General features: G+C 36.6%; 17 protein-coding genes. 7 read left to right on the top strand and 10 right to left on the bottom strand.

The window, feature by feature from the left end:
* Positions 1-30 precede the first annotated feature (30 nt).
* The 4 genes from KO509_RS12185 to KO509_RS12170 form a co-directional block, all read right to left on the bottom strand.
* Positions 31-1,974 carry a DNA topoisomerase III gene (locus KO509_RS12185; protein WP_215973626.1) on the bottom strand — a complete coding sequence of 648 codons (1,944 nt, stop codon included), beginning with the start codon at positions 1,972-1,974 and terminating at the stop codon, positions 31-33.
* 76 nt (positions 1,975-2,050) lie between these two features.
* Complete coding sequence (locus KO509_RS12180) at positions 2,051-2,836, bottom strand: hypothetical protein (protein WP_215973551.1); 786 nt, start codon at positions 2,834-2,836, stop codon at positions 2,051-2,053.
* Between the two features lie 152 nt (positions 2,837-2,988).
* Positions 2,989-3,327 (bottom strand): hypothetical protein, encoded by a 339-nt coding sequence (locus tag KO509_RS12175; protein ID WP_215973550.1) that lies wholly within the window; start codon positions 3,325-3,327, stop codon positions 2,989-2,991.
* A gap of 113 nt (positions 3,328-3,440) precedes the next feature.
* Complete coding sequence (locus tag KO509_RS12170) at positions 3,441-5,336, bottom strand: beta-ketoacyl synthase (RefSeq protein WP_215973549.1); 1,896 nt, start codon at positions 5,334-5,336, stop codon at positions 3,441-3,443.
* A gap of 142 nt (positions 5,337-5,478) precedes the next feature.
* On the opposite strand from KO509_RS12170, the gene KO509_RS12165 reads away from it, so the two are divergent.
* The 7 genes from KO509_RS12165 to KO509_RS12135 all read left to right on the top strand — a co-directional run bounded on the left by KO509_RS12165 (position 5,479) and on the right by KO509_RS12135 (position 11,510).
* Positions 5,479-6,516 (top strand): helix-turn-helix domain-containing protein, encoded by a 1,038-nt coding sequence (locus KO509_RS12165; protein ID WP_215973548.1) that lies wholly within the window; start codon positions 5,479-5,481, stop codon positions 6,514-6,516.
* Between the two features lie 205 nt (positions 6,517-6,721).
* Positions 6,722-7,366 carry a dUTP diphosphatase gene (locus KO509_RS12160; RefSeq protein WP_215973547.1) on the top strand — a complete coding sequence of 215 codons (645 nt, stop codon included), beginning with the start codon at positions 6,722-6,724 and terminating at the stop codon, positions 7,364-7,366.
* Positions 7,367-7,505: 139 nt separating this feature from the next.
* Entirely contained in the window at positions 7,506-8,153 is a 648-nt protein-coding gene (locus tag KO509_RS12155) for a DUF2726 domain-containing protein (protein WP_215973546.1), read from the top strand.
* Positions 8,154-8,394: 241 nt separating this feature from the next.
* Positions 8,395-9,108, top strand: a complete 714-nt coding sequence (mtnN, locus tag KO509_RS12150) for a 5'-methylthioadenosine/S-adenosylhomocysteine nucleosidase (RefSeq protein WP_215973545.1) — start codon at positions 8,395-8,397, stop codon at positions 9,106-9,108.
* A 33-nt stretch (positions 9,109-9,141) separates the two neighbouring features.
* A complete protein-coding gene (locus tag KO509_RS12145; RefSeq protein WP_215973544.1) occupies positions 9,142-10,125 on the top strand; it encodes a cobalamin biosynthesis protein in 984 nt (327 codons plus the stop codon).
* Positions 10,126-10,412: 287 nt separating this feature from the next.
* On the top strand, positions 10,413-10,808 hold the full coding sequence (locus tag KO509_RS12140) for a rhodanese-like domain-containing protein (protein ID WP_215973543.1): 396 nt from the start codon (positions 10,413-10,415) through the stop codon (positions 10,806-10,808).
* A 45-nt stretch (positions 10,809-10,853) separates the two neighbouring features.
* Positions 10,854-11,510, top strand: a complete 657-nt coding sequence (locus KO509_RS12135) for a trimeric intracellular cation channel family protein (protein ID WP_215973542.1) — start codon at positions 10,854-10,856, stop codon at positions 11,508-11,510.
* A gap of 72 nt (positions 11,511-11,582) precedes the next feature.
* Here the strand turns inward: KO509_RS12135 and KO509_RS12130 are convergent, their stop codons facing one another.
* The 6 genes from KO509_RS12130 to KO509_RS12105 all read right to left on the bottom strand — a co-directional run bounded on the left by KO509_RS12130 (position 11,583) and on the right by KO509_RS12105 (position 16,413).
* A complete protein-coding gene (locus tag KO509_RS12130) occupies positions 11,583-11,906 on the bottom strand; it encodes a ribonuclease E inhibitor RraB (protein WP_215973541.1) in 324 nt (107 codons plus the stop codon).
* A 142-nt stretch (positions 11,907-12,048) separates the two neighbouring features.
* The gene (locus KO509_RS12125; protein WP_215973540.1) at positions 12,049-12,591 is read right to left on the bottom strand and encodes a DUF4136 domain-containing protein; all 543 of its coding nucleotides are present in this window, start codon (positions 12,589-12,591) and stop codon (positions 12,049-12,051) included.
* 118 nt (positions 12,592-12,709) lie between these two features.
* Positions 12,710-13,222 (bottom strand): nitrous oxide reductase accessory protein NosL, encoded by a 513-nt coding sequence (locus KO509_RS12120; protein WP_215973539.1) that lies wholly within the window; start codon positions 13,220-13,222, stop codon positions 12,710-12,712.
* Positions 13,223-13,263: 41 nt separating this feature from the next.
* A complete protein-coding gene (locus tag KO509_RS12115; RefSeq protein ID WP_215973538.1) occupies positions 13,264-14,082 on the bottom strand; it encodes an ABC transporter permease subunit in 819 nt (272 codons plus the stop codon).
* Entirely contained in the window at positions 14,082-15,029 is a 948-nt protein-coding gene (locus KO509_RS12110; protein ID WP_215973537.1) for an ABC transporter ATP-binding protein, read from the bottom strand. The genes KO509_RS12115 and KO509_RS12110 overlap by 1 nt, the downstream gene beginning before the upstream one ends.
* Before the next feature lie 22 nt (positions 15,030-15,051).
* On the bottom strand, positions 15,052-16,413 hold the full coding sequence (locus KO509_RS12105; RefSeq protein ID WP_215973536.1) for a nitrous oxide reductase family maturation protein NosD: 1,362 nt from the start codon (positions 16,411-16,413) through the stop codon (positions 15,052-15,054).
* Between the last annotated feature and the right edge of the window lie 92 nt (positions 16,414-16,505).

Here is a 16,505-nt window from a genome sequence, read left to right as displayed (position 1 = left end):
CACTTAATTAATGAAACGGGTATAACAGTCTCACCCTACTTTTTTCATTGCGGGTTTTCTAGTAAATTTTCGCTTAGTGCCAGCTTTTCTTTTTGGCTTAAAGGCCACTTTAGGTAAATTTGAAAAAGGTTGTTGGCTCGCCTCTGAAATCATCTCAGTAATAGTATTAATTAATGGCTCCATAAAACTGACATAGCTGGCATTTCTCTCTGAAATAGCCGTTAATGTTGACTCCCATTGTGCTGTCATATCTGGCAAGGTTGCTTTAATAGGCAGCGCATTAACAAGTGCTTTGCCCACATCAGTCGCAATAATTTTCTTCCCTTGTCGCTGTAAAAAATCACGCTTAAAAAGTAAATCAATAATCCCAGCACGAGTAGCATCTGTGCCTAAGCCGTCGGTATCTCTTAATACTTTTTTAATATTCACATCACTAACAAAACGAGCAATACCTGTCATCGCGCCTAGCAAGGTTGCATCGGTAAAAGACTCTGGTGGAGAGGTTTGCTTTTCAATTAATTCCCCTCGCTTACAATGCAACACCTGCCCTTTTGTTAATGCCGGCAGAAATGTATCTTTGGGCTCAGACGATTTATCTTGCCGAGGAAATAGTACCTTCCACCCTTGTTGCTGTTCAACCTTAGCACTAGTTGTGAATAACCCACCCGCAATTTTTACCGCTAATTTAGTCTGCTGGTATCGATAAACGGAATAAAACTGCGCCAAATATTGTCGCGTAATTAATAAATAAATATTTTTTTCAAACGAATTCAAATTAATATTATTAGGTGATTTTTCTGTTGGAATAATGGCATGATGCGCAGTGATTTTTTTATCATTCCACGCATTACTCTTAATCGTTTTATCTGAATTTTGTGCTTGAACATTACAAGGTAAATTAGAATCCGCTAACATACTGATAATGGCTGGCGCTTGTTTTAACTGCTCTGTAGGAAGATAACGACAATCGGAACGTGGATAAGTAATCAGTTTATGTTTTTCATACAGCGTCTGACAAACATCTAACACTAACTTTGCGTTCATTGAAAACTGCTTAGCAGCAGAAATTTGTAAGCTAGATAAGTTAAAGGGTAAAGGTTGGTTTTGTTGTTTTTGTTCTGTCTTAATGTCTTCTACAATAGCGGGTTGATTATTAATTCTTGTAACAACATTTTCAGCTAACCCTTTAACTAGCACCCGCCCTTCTTCATCACAATATTGCTGACATGCTTCACTCGGTTGCCATTTAACAGTAAAACAATCATTGTTATCTTGTAAGGCACTTAGTGCTATATGCGCGAGAACTTGGTAATAAGGTTTAGAAACAAACTCCGCGATTGCTTGTTCACGTCGAACAACTAATCCTAACACAGGCGTTTGTACTCGCCCTACTGACAAAACACTATTATAACCCTGCTTTTGCCCTTGCAATGTATATGCTCGGGTTAAATTAAGACCATACAGCCAATCAGCTCGTGAACGTGCTAATGCTGAAATTGATAATGGCATGAAGTCTTGATTGTCTTTAAGGGCGTTAAGCGAGCGTTTAACGGCAGGTAAATTCAAATCACTAATTAATAGTCGTTTAACTCTTAATTTTTTAGCTTTAGATACCTTAAAAAAATCAATAACTTCATCAACTAATAGCTGTCCTTCACGATCAGGATCACCCGCGTGAATAATATCATCGGCTTGCTTAACAAGCTTACGTAATGCGGCTAATTGATCACGCGTGCGAGCAATAGGCTTTAATTGCCATTGCTGAGGGAGCATAGGCAATGTTTCCATAGACCACTTTTTAAATCGATCATCGTAATCTTGAGGATCTGCTTGTTCTAAAATATGTCCTACGCACCAACTAACAACATCGCCGTTAGCAACTTCTATATGGGTCTTATGATTTTTATGAGGTTTAGGAAGTGCTGCGGCAATAGCTCGTCCTAAACTAGGCTTTTCAGCAATATATAATTTCAAATATAAGGTAGATGTAATCAAATTATTTATTAAATATAACTCATCTACTGTATTTGTGTACAGTTATTTATTAAAGTTACCTGCTAGGCATTATTTTATCTTGTACTTTTTTCATATGTTCACGGAAACTTTTATCAAATTTGCTTTCGCCACAAAAAAATCCTGAGGTGGATGCTTCTACTGGGCTACCAAGAAATTGTTCTCTTGTTATTGTACAAGTGCCATTAGCATTCTTAGTGATTGAAATATCATTCGACATTCGTGCTGTACTTTTTTGTCGTATTTCTTCTTCACTTAATTGCTTATCCGAATGAGGAACCGGTATTTGCTCACCATGCATTATTGAAGGCGATCGAAATTGTTGTAAGTCAGAAAAGCTTTGCTGAAGTATTTTGTTATTAAGTGACATTCGTAAATCTTTAAGTTGTTGATAACTTGAAAAAGAAGATTGAGCAGACGCTTTTTTTTTCGGCGTTAATTTTGAGGATATTGGCGGCTTAACTAAAGGCTCTATTTTACTTGAGTCATTTATTAGTGACATGTTTGTTGCTGGATGAACTTTCTGTGTTATTGGCTTATCAGTAGTGGTTTCTGTTATAGGGCTTTGTTGTTGGTTTTGTTTTTTTTCGGTTTTGGCTAATTTATCCGAGTCAACTGTTTTGATATCGTCAGGTATTTCTTTAACTAAAGTAGGTTTATTAATCGCTACTTTAGCGGGCATTTTATATAGGTAGCTTTTAATCGCTTTATGAGTGATATTAACTTGTTTCGCTTGTTTTGATTCAGTGATAAAAAGCAATAACAACAGCAGTACTATGTGCACCAGCAACGATAAAAAAATAACAAGAGAATGTTTTTTCAATAGCACTCCTGTAACACTAGAGCCTTCCATTGCCCCTTGCTTTACCATGCTTCCTTTTATTACCAATCCATCTAATAACAAATACTATAATACCGTTCTACATTAGGTGTTATATAGACTCTATGTATTTAATTTAGTTCAGCTTAATAACATTATTTTTTTGTAATACCTAATCGATATGAGTCGATTATCGCAATTCCCCAAACAATAATTAACACATAGATATTCATATCTAATGCTTGCCCTTCAACACCAGACATTGAATTAGATAACGATACTGAGATAGCCGCTGGGTCTAAAGCTATTTCTCCACGGGTAATTTGGTCGACAATTTTCTCTGCTTTAGCGAAAATTTCACTAATAACAAAATATAAAGGTATAGAGAAAGCACCTGCAAAAATAACCCCTACTCGTGATTTTTTAAGAAAAAAATGTCCTGCTCCCGGGTAAATGAGTGCTGATAACAGTGCTGCCTTTATTGATTTTTTCATTATTTTACCTTGGTAAGATGTACCAAATTATTTAAACAAAAAAAGCAGCCGTAGCTGCTCTTTATTTGTCAGTTAAAAATATCTTAAACCGACTTCAGGTTATCTATGCTGTATTACATCATATCAGCAAATGGGTTTTCTGCAGGTAAAGAAATTTCATTTTTAAATTCTTTAAAATTTAAACTGCTATCACTAATTTCAATTTCGTTTTCATCAACTAAACCTTCGCCAAATTTATAAATAACATCAAACTCACCTTGGTTGGCACGTTGACGATATTCATTTTGAGCTTGTTCAACAAGCACTAGCTTCTGTTCGTATTCGTCCATAGCTTTCTCGCCATAACGTTTTTTCATCATTGCTATGGTAACTTTCGGTGACAAGACTACTGCGGTAGCATTATTACCCCCAAAGCCTTTTGAATTAATAAAAGCAGTATCCATCTCACCACAATCCCAATGCTCAACAGCAATGTTTAAACGATCACTATGAACATCGTCAGCGACTTTATCAATTGTAGTAATACCAGGCATAATATTGTCACTAAAAATACCTAATGCCATCGCCATTTGATCACCACTTGCAGGCCCGATAGTATGGCCAACAAAAGCCTTAGGAGCGGCTACAGGCCAATTATTAATATCAAAACTTGTCGCAATACGATCATAAATCAATGATTCTGTAATGCGGTTTTGTGGTGTACTTGAGCCATGCGCCAAAATAAAACTACGTTCTTGCAATGACTCTTTACCAAGAATGTTTTGCGCTAATGCAACTGATTTTGCCATAGTAATATAGTTACCAGGACCCGGTGCTGTGATCGACTTTTTATAACCATCAGCATTAACAAAAACATCTGCAACTGAAGCTAATACTTTAGCCCCCATTTCAAGCGCAAGCTCATCATCCATCAGCACAACAAACTGTGCTGCTTCACCAATAGTAAAACCACAATTATTACCAAATGGGCGACTAGTACGGCGATGATCGACTGTCTCGCTTTGATCTAATTTCTTTAAACCTTGTTCATTAGCCAAAGCGCTCATATTGCCAAAGCCTTCTATAACTTCAGGTGTAATAGGTGCTTCCGCGCTACCAACAACAGCAACACGTACTCTACCTGCTTGTATATCCTGTACTGCTGTTCGTAAATTATAAAGGAAAGTAGCGCAAGCACCTGATGAAGAAAAAGTGGTGCCAACATTGCCTGTAACATAAGCATTAATAAAGTCAGTTGACATAGTATTTAGTCCTAACGCCAACTGTTTAGTGCTAACTCTTGAGCCTGACAAGCGACTTTTTAATAAACCACCTAAACCTTCTTGCTGCATTTGCCCAACAACAGAAGCCGAATAGGTTCCTACTTGATCAGGGCTAATTTTATTCAAAATAGCATCCCATTCAATGCCTGTTGAACGAATCGCATCAGTAGCAGCAAAAATAGTTGCTTGTAATCCTCGCGGTTGGTAACGGCTGTTATAAAGTACGCCGGGATCAAAACCTGTCGGCATTTGCCCTGCTGCTTTAATAGGGTTATCGCGATATGCATCATGAGTAATAACTAATTCTTCAGGAATCTCAACACTTACTTTACCTTCACCTATGTCCGTTACTAACCAGGTATGTGGTAATGGCTGAGGTAATTCTTTGGCACGCAACTCAAAAGATATGTTTTTATCCGTAGGCTGTACGTGCATTTTTTGATGCCAATGCGTTGCATCAACATCAAAATGATTCTTTTCAATTTTTCTAATTAATGTTCCATCAAGAATTTGTTGTCCAAATTTAGCCTCTATTTCATTTACAGCAATAATATTTCCGGCTTGATCGACTAATTGACCATCCTTCATCGACACTAACTTCATTAAGCTAGCTAATCCCACAAACGTTTCTTCACGCGCCTGCGCATTAATTTTATCAATAACAATACGGCGAAAACCTTGATGAAAAGATGTACGGCCAGCGGCATTAATACCACCCATGCCAATAACTACGGGTAATGATGTCATGTAAATAACCTTTGATACGATAATAGAGTAACGAGAAGTAACCAATCTTATGGCGTTATTTTATAGCGAAGAGTAAAATATTAATGTGTTTAAAAGGCCACAAAATATGCCATAATGGCCAAAATAATATTTGGATATTGGCATGTCTATTGAAAGTAGTGGTGATGAAAAATCAGGCGAGTTAAAAGTAAGTTTAGTGATTTATCAACATGTACTAGCAACAGGTCTGACTTTACCTCTTGAAATGCTACTGGCAGGGGAAGCATTTGCTCGTCGATATGATAAATCAACAACAAAGCTTACAACACAACTCGTTAGTCAAGAAAACAAAACGGTTACCTCGCGTGCAGGTATTCAGTTATTACCTGATATTGCGCTAACTGATTTACCTAACGATAAAGATTACGTACCCGATATAATTCTCATACCAAGTTTATGGCGTAACCCTAGACCAATATTAAGAAAACATGAAAAGCTCATTGCTTGGCTTAAACATTGCTGGCAACAAGGTTCAACATTACTAGGTGTAGGTACAGGGGTTTGTTTTTTGGCTGAATCGGGCTTGCTTGATGATCATAGTGCCACAACACACTGGCATTACGTGGAACAATTCAAGCGAGATTATCCAAAGGTTTTCATTAAACCTGATTTTTTTATTACCCAATCTGAGCGTATTTATTGTGCCGCAAGTTTAAACGCATTAGCTGATATTATAGTTCACATTATTCGCCAAACGTATGGTAGAGCTGCAGCACAAAATGTTGAAAGCAACTTTTCCCATGAAATTAGAAAACCTTATGAAGAGCAACGATATTTAGAGGGCGCTGTTGATCGACATGCCGATGAATTAATTGCACAAATACAGTTTTGGTTACGTACTAATTTAAGTAGTGAACTGAGTTTAGCCGAGCTAGCTGAGCAATTTGGTTTAAGCCAGCGTTCATTTACTCGCCGCTTCAAAACAGCAACAGGGATGCGTGCAACAGAATATTGGCAACAGCTAAGAATAGAAGCCGCTAAAGATTTACTTGCATCGAGTAACCTATCTATACAAGAGGTTTCTTACCATGTTGGTTATCAAGATCAAGGGCATTTAACTCGCTTATTTAAACAAAATTTATCATTAACACCAAAAGATTATCGTGCGATGGTTAGAAAAAAACTGTTTAGCCAATCATAAAAATATACTGCTATTCATTGCCGTGTTTTTTTACATTAAGCATAAGAGAACAAAGTTAAATTTTTCAACACATTGTTATTAAAGTATAAAATTGTTCACTTAATTAATGAAGCTGTTATTAAACAAGATAAATCTATCAATACTATTGCTACTATTTATTAGCTACGGCAAAATAGCTATGATCCTTTAATTATCAGAGAAGAAAATGAGCGAACAATTATCTACTGCTTTGTCGATTGCGCAAAAGCAAATCAATCAAATGTTAACAATGCAAGATGCTATGAATTCACGAGTAAGCGAAACATGGCGTAGCAATGGTTACGAATGGTATCGCGCTATTTGGGTTGAATGTGCTGAAATGCTAGATCACCATGGCTGGAAGTGGTGGAAACATCAAGAAATTGACATTGCTCAAGTTCAGCTTGAATTAGTTGATATTTTTCACTTTGGTTTAAGCTTACGCTTAATGAGCGGCGCTAGCGTTGAAAAAATTTCGGCAAAACTGGCTAAAGAATTACACCAAGGTACTGGCGAGAATGACTTCAAAATAGCTTTAGAAAATTTAGCATCTGCAGCTGTAACTGAAAAATCATTTGACGCCAAAGCATTAGCTGACTGTATGTCATTAATGAATATGGACCTAGATGAGTTATTCCGTCAATACGTAGGTAAAAACACGCTAAATTTCTTCCGTCAAGATCATGGCTATAAAGAAGGTAGCTATATTAAGATTTGGCACGGTGAAGAAGACAATGAAGTATTAGCAAATTTAGTCAATACGCTTGATGCTACAGCAAGTGACTTTCAACAACAATTATATGCAGCATTAGAAGAAAAATACCCCAATTAGTCCCCCTCTAAATCACACTAAAAACTTTAAAGTTTAACCTTTATATTTCTGGCACAAATTCTGCTTAATTAGCATTAAGTATGCGCTTTATTTATTAAAACAAGTAAAGCGTCAAGAATTTGAATTGCCGGAGATGTTTATGGAACTTATTTTATTTGCTTTAATTAGCCTTATTGTCATCGTTGCGGTATTAGCAAGTCGATTAAATGACAACAGCTTCCCCTTTCCCTTTGATAGTAAACCGTCAGTTTTTACTGCCGCAGAAAAAAACTTTCAAAACTTACTAGAACAAGCAATGGGTCCCAAATACCGTATACTTAATCGTGTAAAGCTATCTGACATAATAACCATACGTAATGGTGTCTCTGAGAGAGCTAGTCAAAAAGCTGCCGCCAATGCTGAAGGAAAATATTTAGACTTTATTATTTGTGAACGCTCTTCTATGAAACTATTGGGTGCAGTAGATTTAGTAGATACACAAGGTCGTGGTTACAAAGTTAAAAAAGACTGGTTTGTTAGTGGCGCACTTGAAGCAGCTTCCATTCCACATTTAAGAATTAAGGTGAAAGCTAATTATACATTAGATGAAATTCGTGCATGTATTAACTCTCGTTTACTTGGTAACAAATCACCATTACCTAAAGTTAAAGGCGTCAATATACCAGCTCCTATGCTAAAAGCGCGTAAAAGTTCAGGCGCATTAAGCCCTACGGCGGCACGAGCAGAATTATCACCTCATACTAATGGTCGACTAACAGAGCAAAATGTAGCAGCACTGCCGCATTAATAAATTGAAATAAAAATCCAGCCAACAGAAAACCTAAAACCAGTAAATTAACATATTACTGGTTTTTTTATTTTCAGTTTACTCGTTGACAGTAAAAATAAGTTTATGCTTATCACATAATCATACCCCACGGCGTTTTTACTCCCTATTAATCCCCTACTTCGCTAAATGAATATAAACTAACTTTTTTCTTCAAGCCAAGTTATAATCCTTGATAAATTAATAAGCTAAAGAGAAAAACATGAAAGCAGGTATTATCGGCGCAATGGAGCCAGAAGTAGCTATTTTAAAAGAAAAACTAGTGAACTGTGAAACGAGCACCCATGCAGGTTATACATTTTATTGCGGGCAACTAAATAACAATGACGTTGTTATTGTCCAATCAGGTATTGGTAAAGTAGCAGCAGCTTTAGCCACCGCCATACTTATTGATAAATTTCAACCTGATTATGTAGTGAATACTGGCTCTGCCGGTGGCTTTGACGCCAAGCTTAAAGTCGGTGATATTGTTGTAAGTTCAGAAGTACGCTACCACGATGTTGATGTTACTGCTTTCGGTTATGAGATAGGACAATTGCCAGCAAATCCTGCCGCTTATATTCCTGATGCTACTTTGGTAGAAGCCGCTAAAAAAGGTATTGCTCAACTTGATAATATTCAAGCTATGGTTGGGTTAATTACCACGGGTGATACGTTTATGACGAAAGACGATGATATCGCTAAAGCTCGTGCTAACTTTCCTACAATGGCTGCTGTTGAAATGGAAGGTGCGGCTATCGCCCAGACTTGCCATCAATTTAAAACGCCGTTTGTGATCATCCGTTCGCTATCTGATATTGCCGGAAAAGAGTCTCCAACCTCTTTTGATGAATATTTAGAAACTGCTTCAGTTAATTCTTCAACTCTAGTAATAAATATGTTGAATGCGCTTAAAGGACAAGCGTTAAGTTTATAAATATTCTATCTAAAAAACATAAGTGAATGAAAAATGACTAACTTAACTGAACTGTCTTCTTTTAGCTATCAACTACTAATATTATTAGCCGTAATATTAAGTAAAGCGATCATTAGTCATTTTTCTCATCATGAGCCTCTACGATTTTTTCAATTTTATTGCCAAAAACTGAGCGATAAAGTCAATAACCCAACAAACTCTCCTAATCAACAAACGATAGCAGGCTTAATTGCAATAGTAGTTACCTTACCACCTATTATTATCATTTTGTGGCTGTTCGAATCTTTCGTCGAAGTTGATTTTCTATGGCAAGTGCTACTGCTGTATATTGCTATTGGTTCATTTGAAATAACCAAAGCAAGTAAGGACATCGCACAAGCGTTAACGGCGAAACAAAACTATCTCGCAAAACAAACATTAAAGCCTTGGGTGTTAAGAGAGACAGAGCCTTTATCCAGCTTAGGCTTAAGTAAAGCGTGTATCGAAATGCAGTTATTACGCAGCTTACAACAAGGATATGCCGTAGCTTTTATATTTATGACGTTAGGTCCATTAATGGCGCTTTGTTATCGACTGCTACTGGAAATGCATTATTGCTGGAACACTAAACTAATAATACACAAGCACTTTGGTATTTACAGTAAACACCTTGCAAATCTTACCATGTGGTTACCGGTAAGAATATTCTCATCATTATTACTACTTTCGAGTATAGGAAATAACTGTATTCTTTTTTGGAATTTAAGTCGAAAGCATTTTTTTCAATTAAATAACAATGTTGCTTTGCTATTATTATCACTAAATTTATCAATAAAACTGGGGGGTGTTGCCATGTATGATGATAAAAAAAACTCCCCTGAAAAATTACGCAAAATTAGCTTTAATGATAGAGCCAGACAACCACAAATTGCTGATATTATTTATGCGAGTAAAAAGATTAATAACATGATTTTTGTCAGTCTATTTTTAATGATCTTTGTCGCTATTGCTATTGAATATATTGCATCAAATATATAAGCTCGCTTGTCATTACTTAGACCGTCAGCCTCATAGTTCCGTAGGTCACTAACCCAGTCATGCCGCAGGACACGTAATACTGAATCCCATGAAGTTAGCACCACACACTTGAGATTCTGAATCAAGTTCAGAATGACAAGTTGTTGTTCAGGATGATAAGTAACTATTCTGACTGAGGGGTCATGATTAGCTAGGTGAGCATAACTAATTCCAGGTGACTAATGCCATAGAATCAAGTAGATTAGAGATAATTAATAAACAGATTAATTACGACTAAGGGAAAAACTATGTTTAGAGTGATAAAAATATTAGCATTAACACTTAGCCTTTTCACTACGGCAGTATTGGCAAGTGAAGCACCACAAATTTCTCAGCAAAGTTTGTTAGCAGCGCTTAATTCCCCTCAAAATAGTATTGTCTTATTAGATGTTCGTACTAAAGCGGAATATAACGCTGGCCATGTTGCTGGTGCCATTAATATTAGCCATGACACTATTGAAGAAAACCTAGCACAATTAGCACAACATAAGAACAGTAATATTGTCATTTATTGTCGCTCTGGTCGTCGTACCGCTATTGCTATCGATGTTTTAGCTAAAAATGGTTTTTCGAATCTACAACATTTAACTGGTGATATGAATGGCTGGCTTGAAGCTAAGTTACCTGTCGTCAGTGTGAAATAAAAATATAATTATTACAATAAGCTCTATTAAAGTAATCCCCCTCTCATGACTGAACTACTCTACTACTTAAATATATTTGGCATTGTTGTATTTGCGCTTTCTGGCGCATTAATGGCAGGCCGATATAAATTAGACCCTTTTGGTGTCATTGTGCTGGCTTTCGTTACTGCGGTTGGTGGTGGCACCATTCGAGATACTATTTTACAAACCCCTATATTTTGGGTCGTTGAAACTCATTACCTTTTTGTAGTTTTGGCCACTGCGCTACTTACCATTGTATTAATTCGACAACCTAAGCGTATCCCTAAACGTTTTTTACTGATTGCTGATGCTTTTGGCTTAGCACTCTTTGCTGTATTAGGGACACAAAAGTCAATTGCATTAGGTGCGCCTTTATCTGTCGCTATAGTATTGGGGACTATTACGGGTGTCGCTGGCGGTATGATTCGTGATATTTTATGTAATGTTATTCCAATGATATTAAGTAAAGAGATATATGCTTTAGCCGCCATGCTAGGTGGTGGTTTATTTGTTATATTTCACTTACAAGGTTGGCCCGAAGATGAAGCTATTGTAGTGGCTATTTTAGGTGCGTTGTTAGTGAGGTTGGCTGCTATTTATTGGCGTGTATCTCTACCTGCATTTGATATTATAGAAAAAGAGCCTGCCGAGAAAGAAGATATAAAAAAGGAAGGCCAGTAAACTCTCTAGCAATAGAGTAACTTAGAAGAACAGAGGAAACAGGGTTCAGGTTTCCTCCTTAATATTGGTAGCTTACGCTTCAACACCCCAGCCATCGTTATAACCTGAAAACTTAGTTGCTAGTGCTTCAAATTCACTTTCTTGCTTAACTATTGCTTCATAACTTGGTACTAACTGTATTGTACAATCAACATCCCAAACATTAGGTGTTTCATCAGGATGAACATTAACGATTACACCGCTCATATTTTCTTTAATATAATCAGCCATTGCATGTGCTTGGGCTTCTTGCTCAAATAAATGAAAAAAAACAACATCGTGAGTCATTTCAAGATTAATGCCTGCTTCTTGCATTTCTGCTAGTAGTTGACCTGTTTCATCATTGGGGAAATTCATAGTTTTACTCTGCTTTTTAGGCATTAGTGGGAGGTGTAAATCAATGTCGATATTATAAACAGGGAATAGCAAATTGAATAGTTTTTTGAAAAATATATTAAACCTAATCCCTTAAAGAGAAAAGTATCGACAAACAATTAAGCTAGCGCGGATATTTTGCCAGCATAGCTGAAATAGCTTGTTTTATTCTATCATTAGTCTCTGCGCTATTTTCTCTATCTTCTAAATCTAAACTATACACACTGCGCCATACAGAGCGCCCTTGCTTAGGGTCTACCAAATCTACAATTAAACTTCCTCGACGAATGGCTGAATATTGTTGATCTGTTTTCCACGTTGTTGCCTGTAAACAGAAAGTACAAAAACGTACGACTTCATTATATTTAGCGTAATCTTTACGACTACCACTAACAACATGATAAGTAACAATTAAATCAGTTTCATCAAGCTCAGCATAATTAAAATTTTGTTCCGCCATAGAACGTTCAATAGCAATTTCAATAGCGTTACGACGAGTGTCTAATAAACCCTGTGCTTCAGTGAAAGTAGAGTTTCGATCATAAAGGCTATAACTTTTCACTGACGAAAAATCAAAACCATCATGATAAACCACCCCCGCTTCTTTCATACTTGAACAAGCAATAAGAAAAGTTAAAAGAGTGATGATAATGAGTGTTTTGAACATAGATGAGAAAGCTATAAATAGAAGAACTTGCCTTAGCCTAGCAAGTTCTTCAATAACTATAAAGCAGTGATTTATTTAATAAAACATAAATACGGGGATTCTAATATAATAATTGATATTACATTAACGTATTCAGGTTAATATCTTCAAAACTATTTACTTGCCCACCAAACTCTTTGGCAAAAGCTTCCGCATCAGCTTTCTGGCTAAAGCTAGCTAAGGTTTTCCCCATTGCCCCCATTTTGTCTGAACCAGCTACATACCATGCAGTTTTCGCATCAATAAAATATTTATCATTAATACTGTCACTGCCCCATGGCATTTTACTCATGTCATGTACTAACATCTGAGCAACATTACGGGTGTTTTCTGGATCTAAATAATAGCTAAACATATCTTGCGTAGAGCAGAATTTAAAAACTTTATCGTCTTGCTCTTTACGAAAAACTTCACCTTTAGGGCCGTCAAATCGTGTAATAAGCATGCCACATAAATGGCATTCATCACTTGATTCCATCGCGACTGCTTGGTGTATAACTTTTTGTTGGTCTGAATTATCAGAGCAAGACATCACCAAAGGAGTAGTTAGTGTGAGCGCTGTAATTAACGCCAATAGTTTGTACTGTTTCATGGTCAATATTCTCAGTAAATAAGGATTATTAACAACCCTAGTTAAAGTGTCTTTTTCTTAAAAATAAATATAGCTAATGCTAAAGGAATAATAACCCAAGCAATTAACGCTAAAAATAATGATGTGTAAGATAAACTGGCATTAGTAGCAATAGATAGCACACCACTAACATTACGATTATCTAGGCCGATAAAATTCACAAGACGAAAAATATCCGTTGGGTTTAACATCAATAATTGTATTAAACCTTGTGGTGTTATCGCTTCTTCAACTCCCACTAATAAAGCAAGCAAAACAAGGTCAAAAGCGAGAGAAAATAAGAACCAAGTCATCAAGGAAAAGCCGACAGCTTTTGACTTTTCTGCCACAGAAAGACTGATAACATAAGAAATAGCGGTAAAACTTAGGCCTAATAAAGTAGCGCTGATAATAAATAAGCCAAAGGTATTCAATATATTTAAATCACCCAGTTGCCCATATAAAATCATAGCTGGAACACCAAAACCCACGAGGATAGCGAGGGTTATAATTCCACCTTGGCCAATAAACTTACCAAGTAATAATTGGCTTTTACTTAACGGATAAGTGAGTAATAAAAGTAGAGTACCGCTTTCTTGCTCGCCAACGAAGCTGTCATAACTTAATAACAAGGCAATTAACGGGATAAGCAAGGCGCTCAGGCTTGCTAAACTAGCAAGCGTGGTTGATAACGAAGCAACCCCAACGGCACCCGATGCTGCAGCGCCAAAGTAAGTTAAGCCAGTAGACAATAGCGCAAAAATTAGCGTTATAGCAACCAACCAACGGTTTCTGAGGCCATCATGAAACTCCTTATTAGCCACCGTAAATATTTGATGCATTAACTCGGTGCTCCATTATCTTTTGCCTTTAATGTGAGCTCATGCACTGAAATAAAGTGCTGATATACTTGTTCTAAATTTGCTGATTCTATTTCAATATCCTTAAGTCCTTCCATGTTAATTAACTGCTTTAATACCTTTATTTTTTCATGCGCTGGCACTTTTAGTGTATTAGAGCAAACATTGCTTAAGTACTGTGTTAAATGACTGTTTTGAGCAATAGCGTAATTTATTCCCGACGACTTAATAATAACAGGTAGCTCAGCTTGCTTACGTAATGCTTGCAATGTTCCTAGAGCGAGTAGCTTTCCAGAAGATAAAATCATTGCTCGGTCAATATGCTGTTCTACACCTGGCAGTACATGAGAACATAAGATAACACTGCTGCCAGTCGACTTAAGTTGGTCTACTGTTTTATAGAAGTCTTGAGTAGCGACGGGATCAAGGCCAACCGTTGGTTCATCTAACAGCAAAAGCTTTGGTCTATTGATAAATGCTTGCGCTAATCCAAGCCTTTGACGCATGCCCTTTGAGTATGTTTTTACCTGACGGTGTATTGCTTCAGTAATGCCTACTTGTTCTAATAAATCTATTGCCTGCTTTCTACTATCTTTGTTGGTAGGGCTTTTTAACTTAACAAAATAAGTCAGTACTTCTAGCCCTGTTAACTGCTCATAAAAACTAACATTTTCAGGTAAATATCCCACCTTATTTCGACAATGCCAAGCTTCTTTTAAATCAGGTGCCATTCCCATCACTTCTACTTTGCCATAGCTTGGTGAAATAACACCAAGAATAAGCTTCATCATAGTCGTTTTACCAGCACCATTATGACCAAACAAGCCAAGCACTTCGCCTTCATTCAACGACATATTTATCGCGTTTAATGCGTTAAGTTGGCCATAAGACTTTCCTGCTTCAACTAATGAAACTAGCGGGGAGCTCATATTATCTTTCCTATGCTTGTCATTATTGAACAGTCCTTGGCGTTAACTGATTAACGGATAATGAATTATCACTCGGTTTTTCTTGATAAAAATAAGGCTTCATTAATGGGTAACTATCGGTGACTCCCGGTGACTTTAAGATTGGAAATTGTTTCTGTACCCAACGTAAAATTACGATAGCAGGGCTATCCATTATCATTTTCATTTCTGGGTATTGCCATACTAATTGATCAATACCGTCATTAGGCTCAAAAATAGTATCACCGATGCCGTCTTTATCTATATCCCAGCCAAGATAGCTACTCCAGTAATTACCACGACCGTCTTTACTCCATTCTTGTTCGGTATTCGATACATACTTCACAGGTGTTGGATTATTAATAAAATTGTTGCCATAAACTTGCATGTTTTCTGAACCTGCCGTTAAATGAATGCCTATTTCGGTGGTATCAACAGTATTATTCTCTAATACGTTAGCACTTGAGTTATAAACAAAAAAACCTTTACCGGCGCGCCCTGCCATTACATTTTCAGGCTTAGTCCATACATTTTTGATGTAATTATCACTAAGAATAGATTCATCCAAGAAATTTAATAAAAACCCGTAATCTTCACTGCTGGTGACTTTATTACCTGTAACCGTTAAATGACTAGAGCTCATTAAAGCATAACCTGCCCGAGTGTTGTAAGCAGTATTATCCTTCACGACATTATCGTTAGAATTCATGTAATGAATACCATAACGTAGGTTATGCACAGTGTTTTTTTCTATTAGATTATGCTGACTCGCGATAACATAAATGCCATCACGTACTTCAGAGACGTCATTATTAACAATATGACTATGAGTTATATTAGTCGCTTGTATGCCATTACCTCTTTTAGCGGAAGGTAATGATAAATTACCATTCACTTTATTATTAACTATCGTTGCCTTAGTCGCATGATTGAGCCAAATCCCAAAGCCATCTCCTGACAAACTATTATTTTTAATAACTAAGCCCACAGCTCTTTCATTGATTCTTTGGTTATTAACGTAAATACCTGAATTTTCTTTATCAAGATCAGCCCCCCAATTAATAATATTTAGGCTATCAATGGTGATATAAGAATTTTTTAGTACAAGCCCATGTCCGTGGCCTTGAGCGTCAATGACGGTTCCGTTTTCGCCACGCAAGGTAATTTGTTTAGCAATAATAAAGTTACCTAGGTATTTCCCAGCCGACAAGGTAATAACATCACCATCTTGACTGGCATTAAGCACTTTTTGTAAATCGTCATTTACCGTTACAGGCGTTACTTTGGCAAAGGTATATTGGTTATAGCTAGCTATAACCAATAGTAGTACTAGCAAGAACGATGGTCTTTTTTTAAAGCCTAGCAAGGTGAGCTCTTCACTGAGTTTTCATATGTTAATAGCATAACATTTATAACTAATTAGCTGTTGATCTTAAATAAAGAACCGACAAATTACTG

Source organism: Colwellia sp. C2M11, assembly GCF_018860915.1.
Taxonomy (GTDB): domain Bacteria; phylum Pseudomonadota; class Gammaproteobacteria; order Enterobacterales; family Alteromonadaceae; genus Colwellia.
This window is presented reverse-complemented; position numbering and strand designations above follow the sequence as displayed.

Coding starts and splice junctions, on each gene's coding strand:
- KO509_RS12175 (WP_215973550.1), bottom strand. CDS start 3,327: ATGAAAAAATCAATAAAGGCAGCACTGTTATCAGCACTCATTTACCCG.
- KO509_RS12170 (WP_215973549.1), bottom strand. CDS start 5,336: ATGACATCATTACCCGTAGTTATTGGCATGGGTGGTATTAATGCCGCT.
- KO509_RS12165 (WP_215973548.1), top strand. CDS start 5,479: ATGTCTATTGAAAGTAGTGGTGATGAAAAATCAGGCGAGTTAAAAGTA.
- KO509_RS12160 (WP_215973547.1), top strand. CDS start 6,722: ATGAGCGAACAATTATCTACTGCTTTGTCGATTGCGCAAAAGCAAATC.
- KO509_RS12155 (WP_215973546.1), top strand. CDS start 7,506: ATGGAACTTATTTTATTTGCTTTAATTAGCCTTATTGTCATCGTTGCG.
- mtnN (WP_215973545.1), top strand. CDS start 8,395: ATGAAAGCAGGTATTATCGGCGCAATGGAGCCAGAAGTAGCTATTTTA.
- KO509_RS12145 (WP_215973544.1), top strand. CDS start 9,142: ATGACTAACTTAACTGAACTGTCTTCTTTTAGCTATCAACTACTAATA.
- KO509_RS12140 (WP_215973543.1), top strand. CDS start 10,413: ATGTTTAGAGTGATAAAAATATTAGCATTAACACTTAGCCTTTTCACT.
- KO509_RS12135 (WP_215973542.1), top strand. CDS start 10,854: ATGACTGAACTACTCTACTACTTAAATATATTTGGCATTGTTGTATTT.
- KO509_RS12130 (WP_215973541.1), bottom strand. CDS start 11,906: ATGAATTTCCCCAATGATGAAACAGGTCAACTACTAGCAGAAATGCAA.
- KO509_RS12125 (WP_215973540.1), bottom strand. CDS start 12,591: ATGTTCAAAACACTCATTATCATCACTCTTTTAACTTTTCTTATTGCT.
- KO509_RS12120 (WP_215973539.1), bottom strand. CDS start 13,222: ATGAAACAGTACAAACTATTGGCGTTAATTACAGCGCTCACACTAACT.
- KO509_RS12115 (WP_215973538.1), bottom strand. CDS start 14,082: ATGCATCAAATATTTACGGTGGCTAATAAGGAGTTTCATGATGGCCTC.
- KO509_RS12110 (WP_215973537.1), bottom strand. CDS start 15,029: ATGAGCTCCCCGCTAGTTTCATTAGTTGAAGCAGGAAAGTCTTATGGC.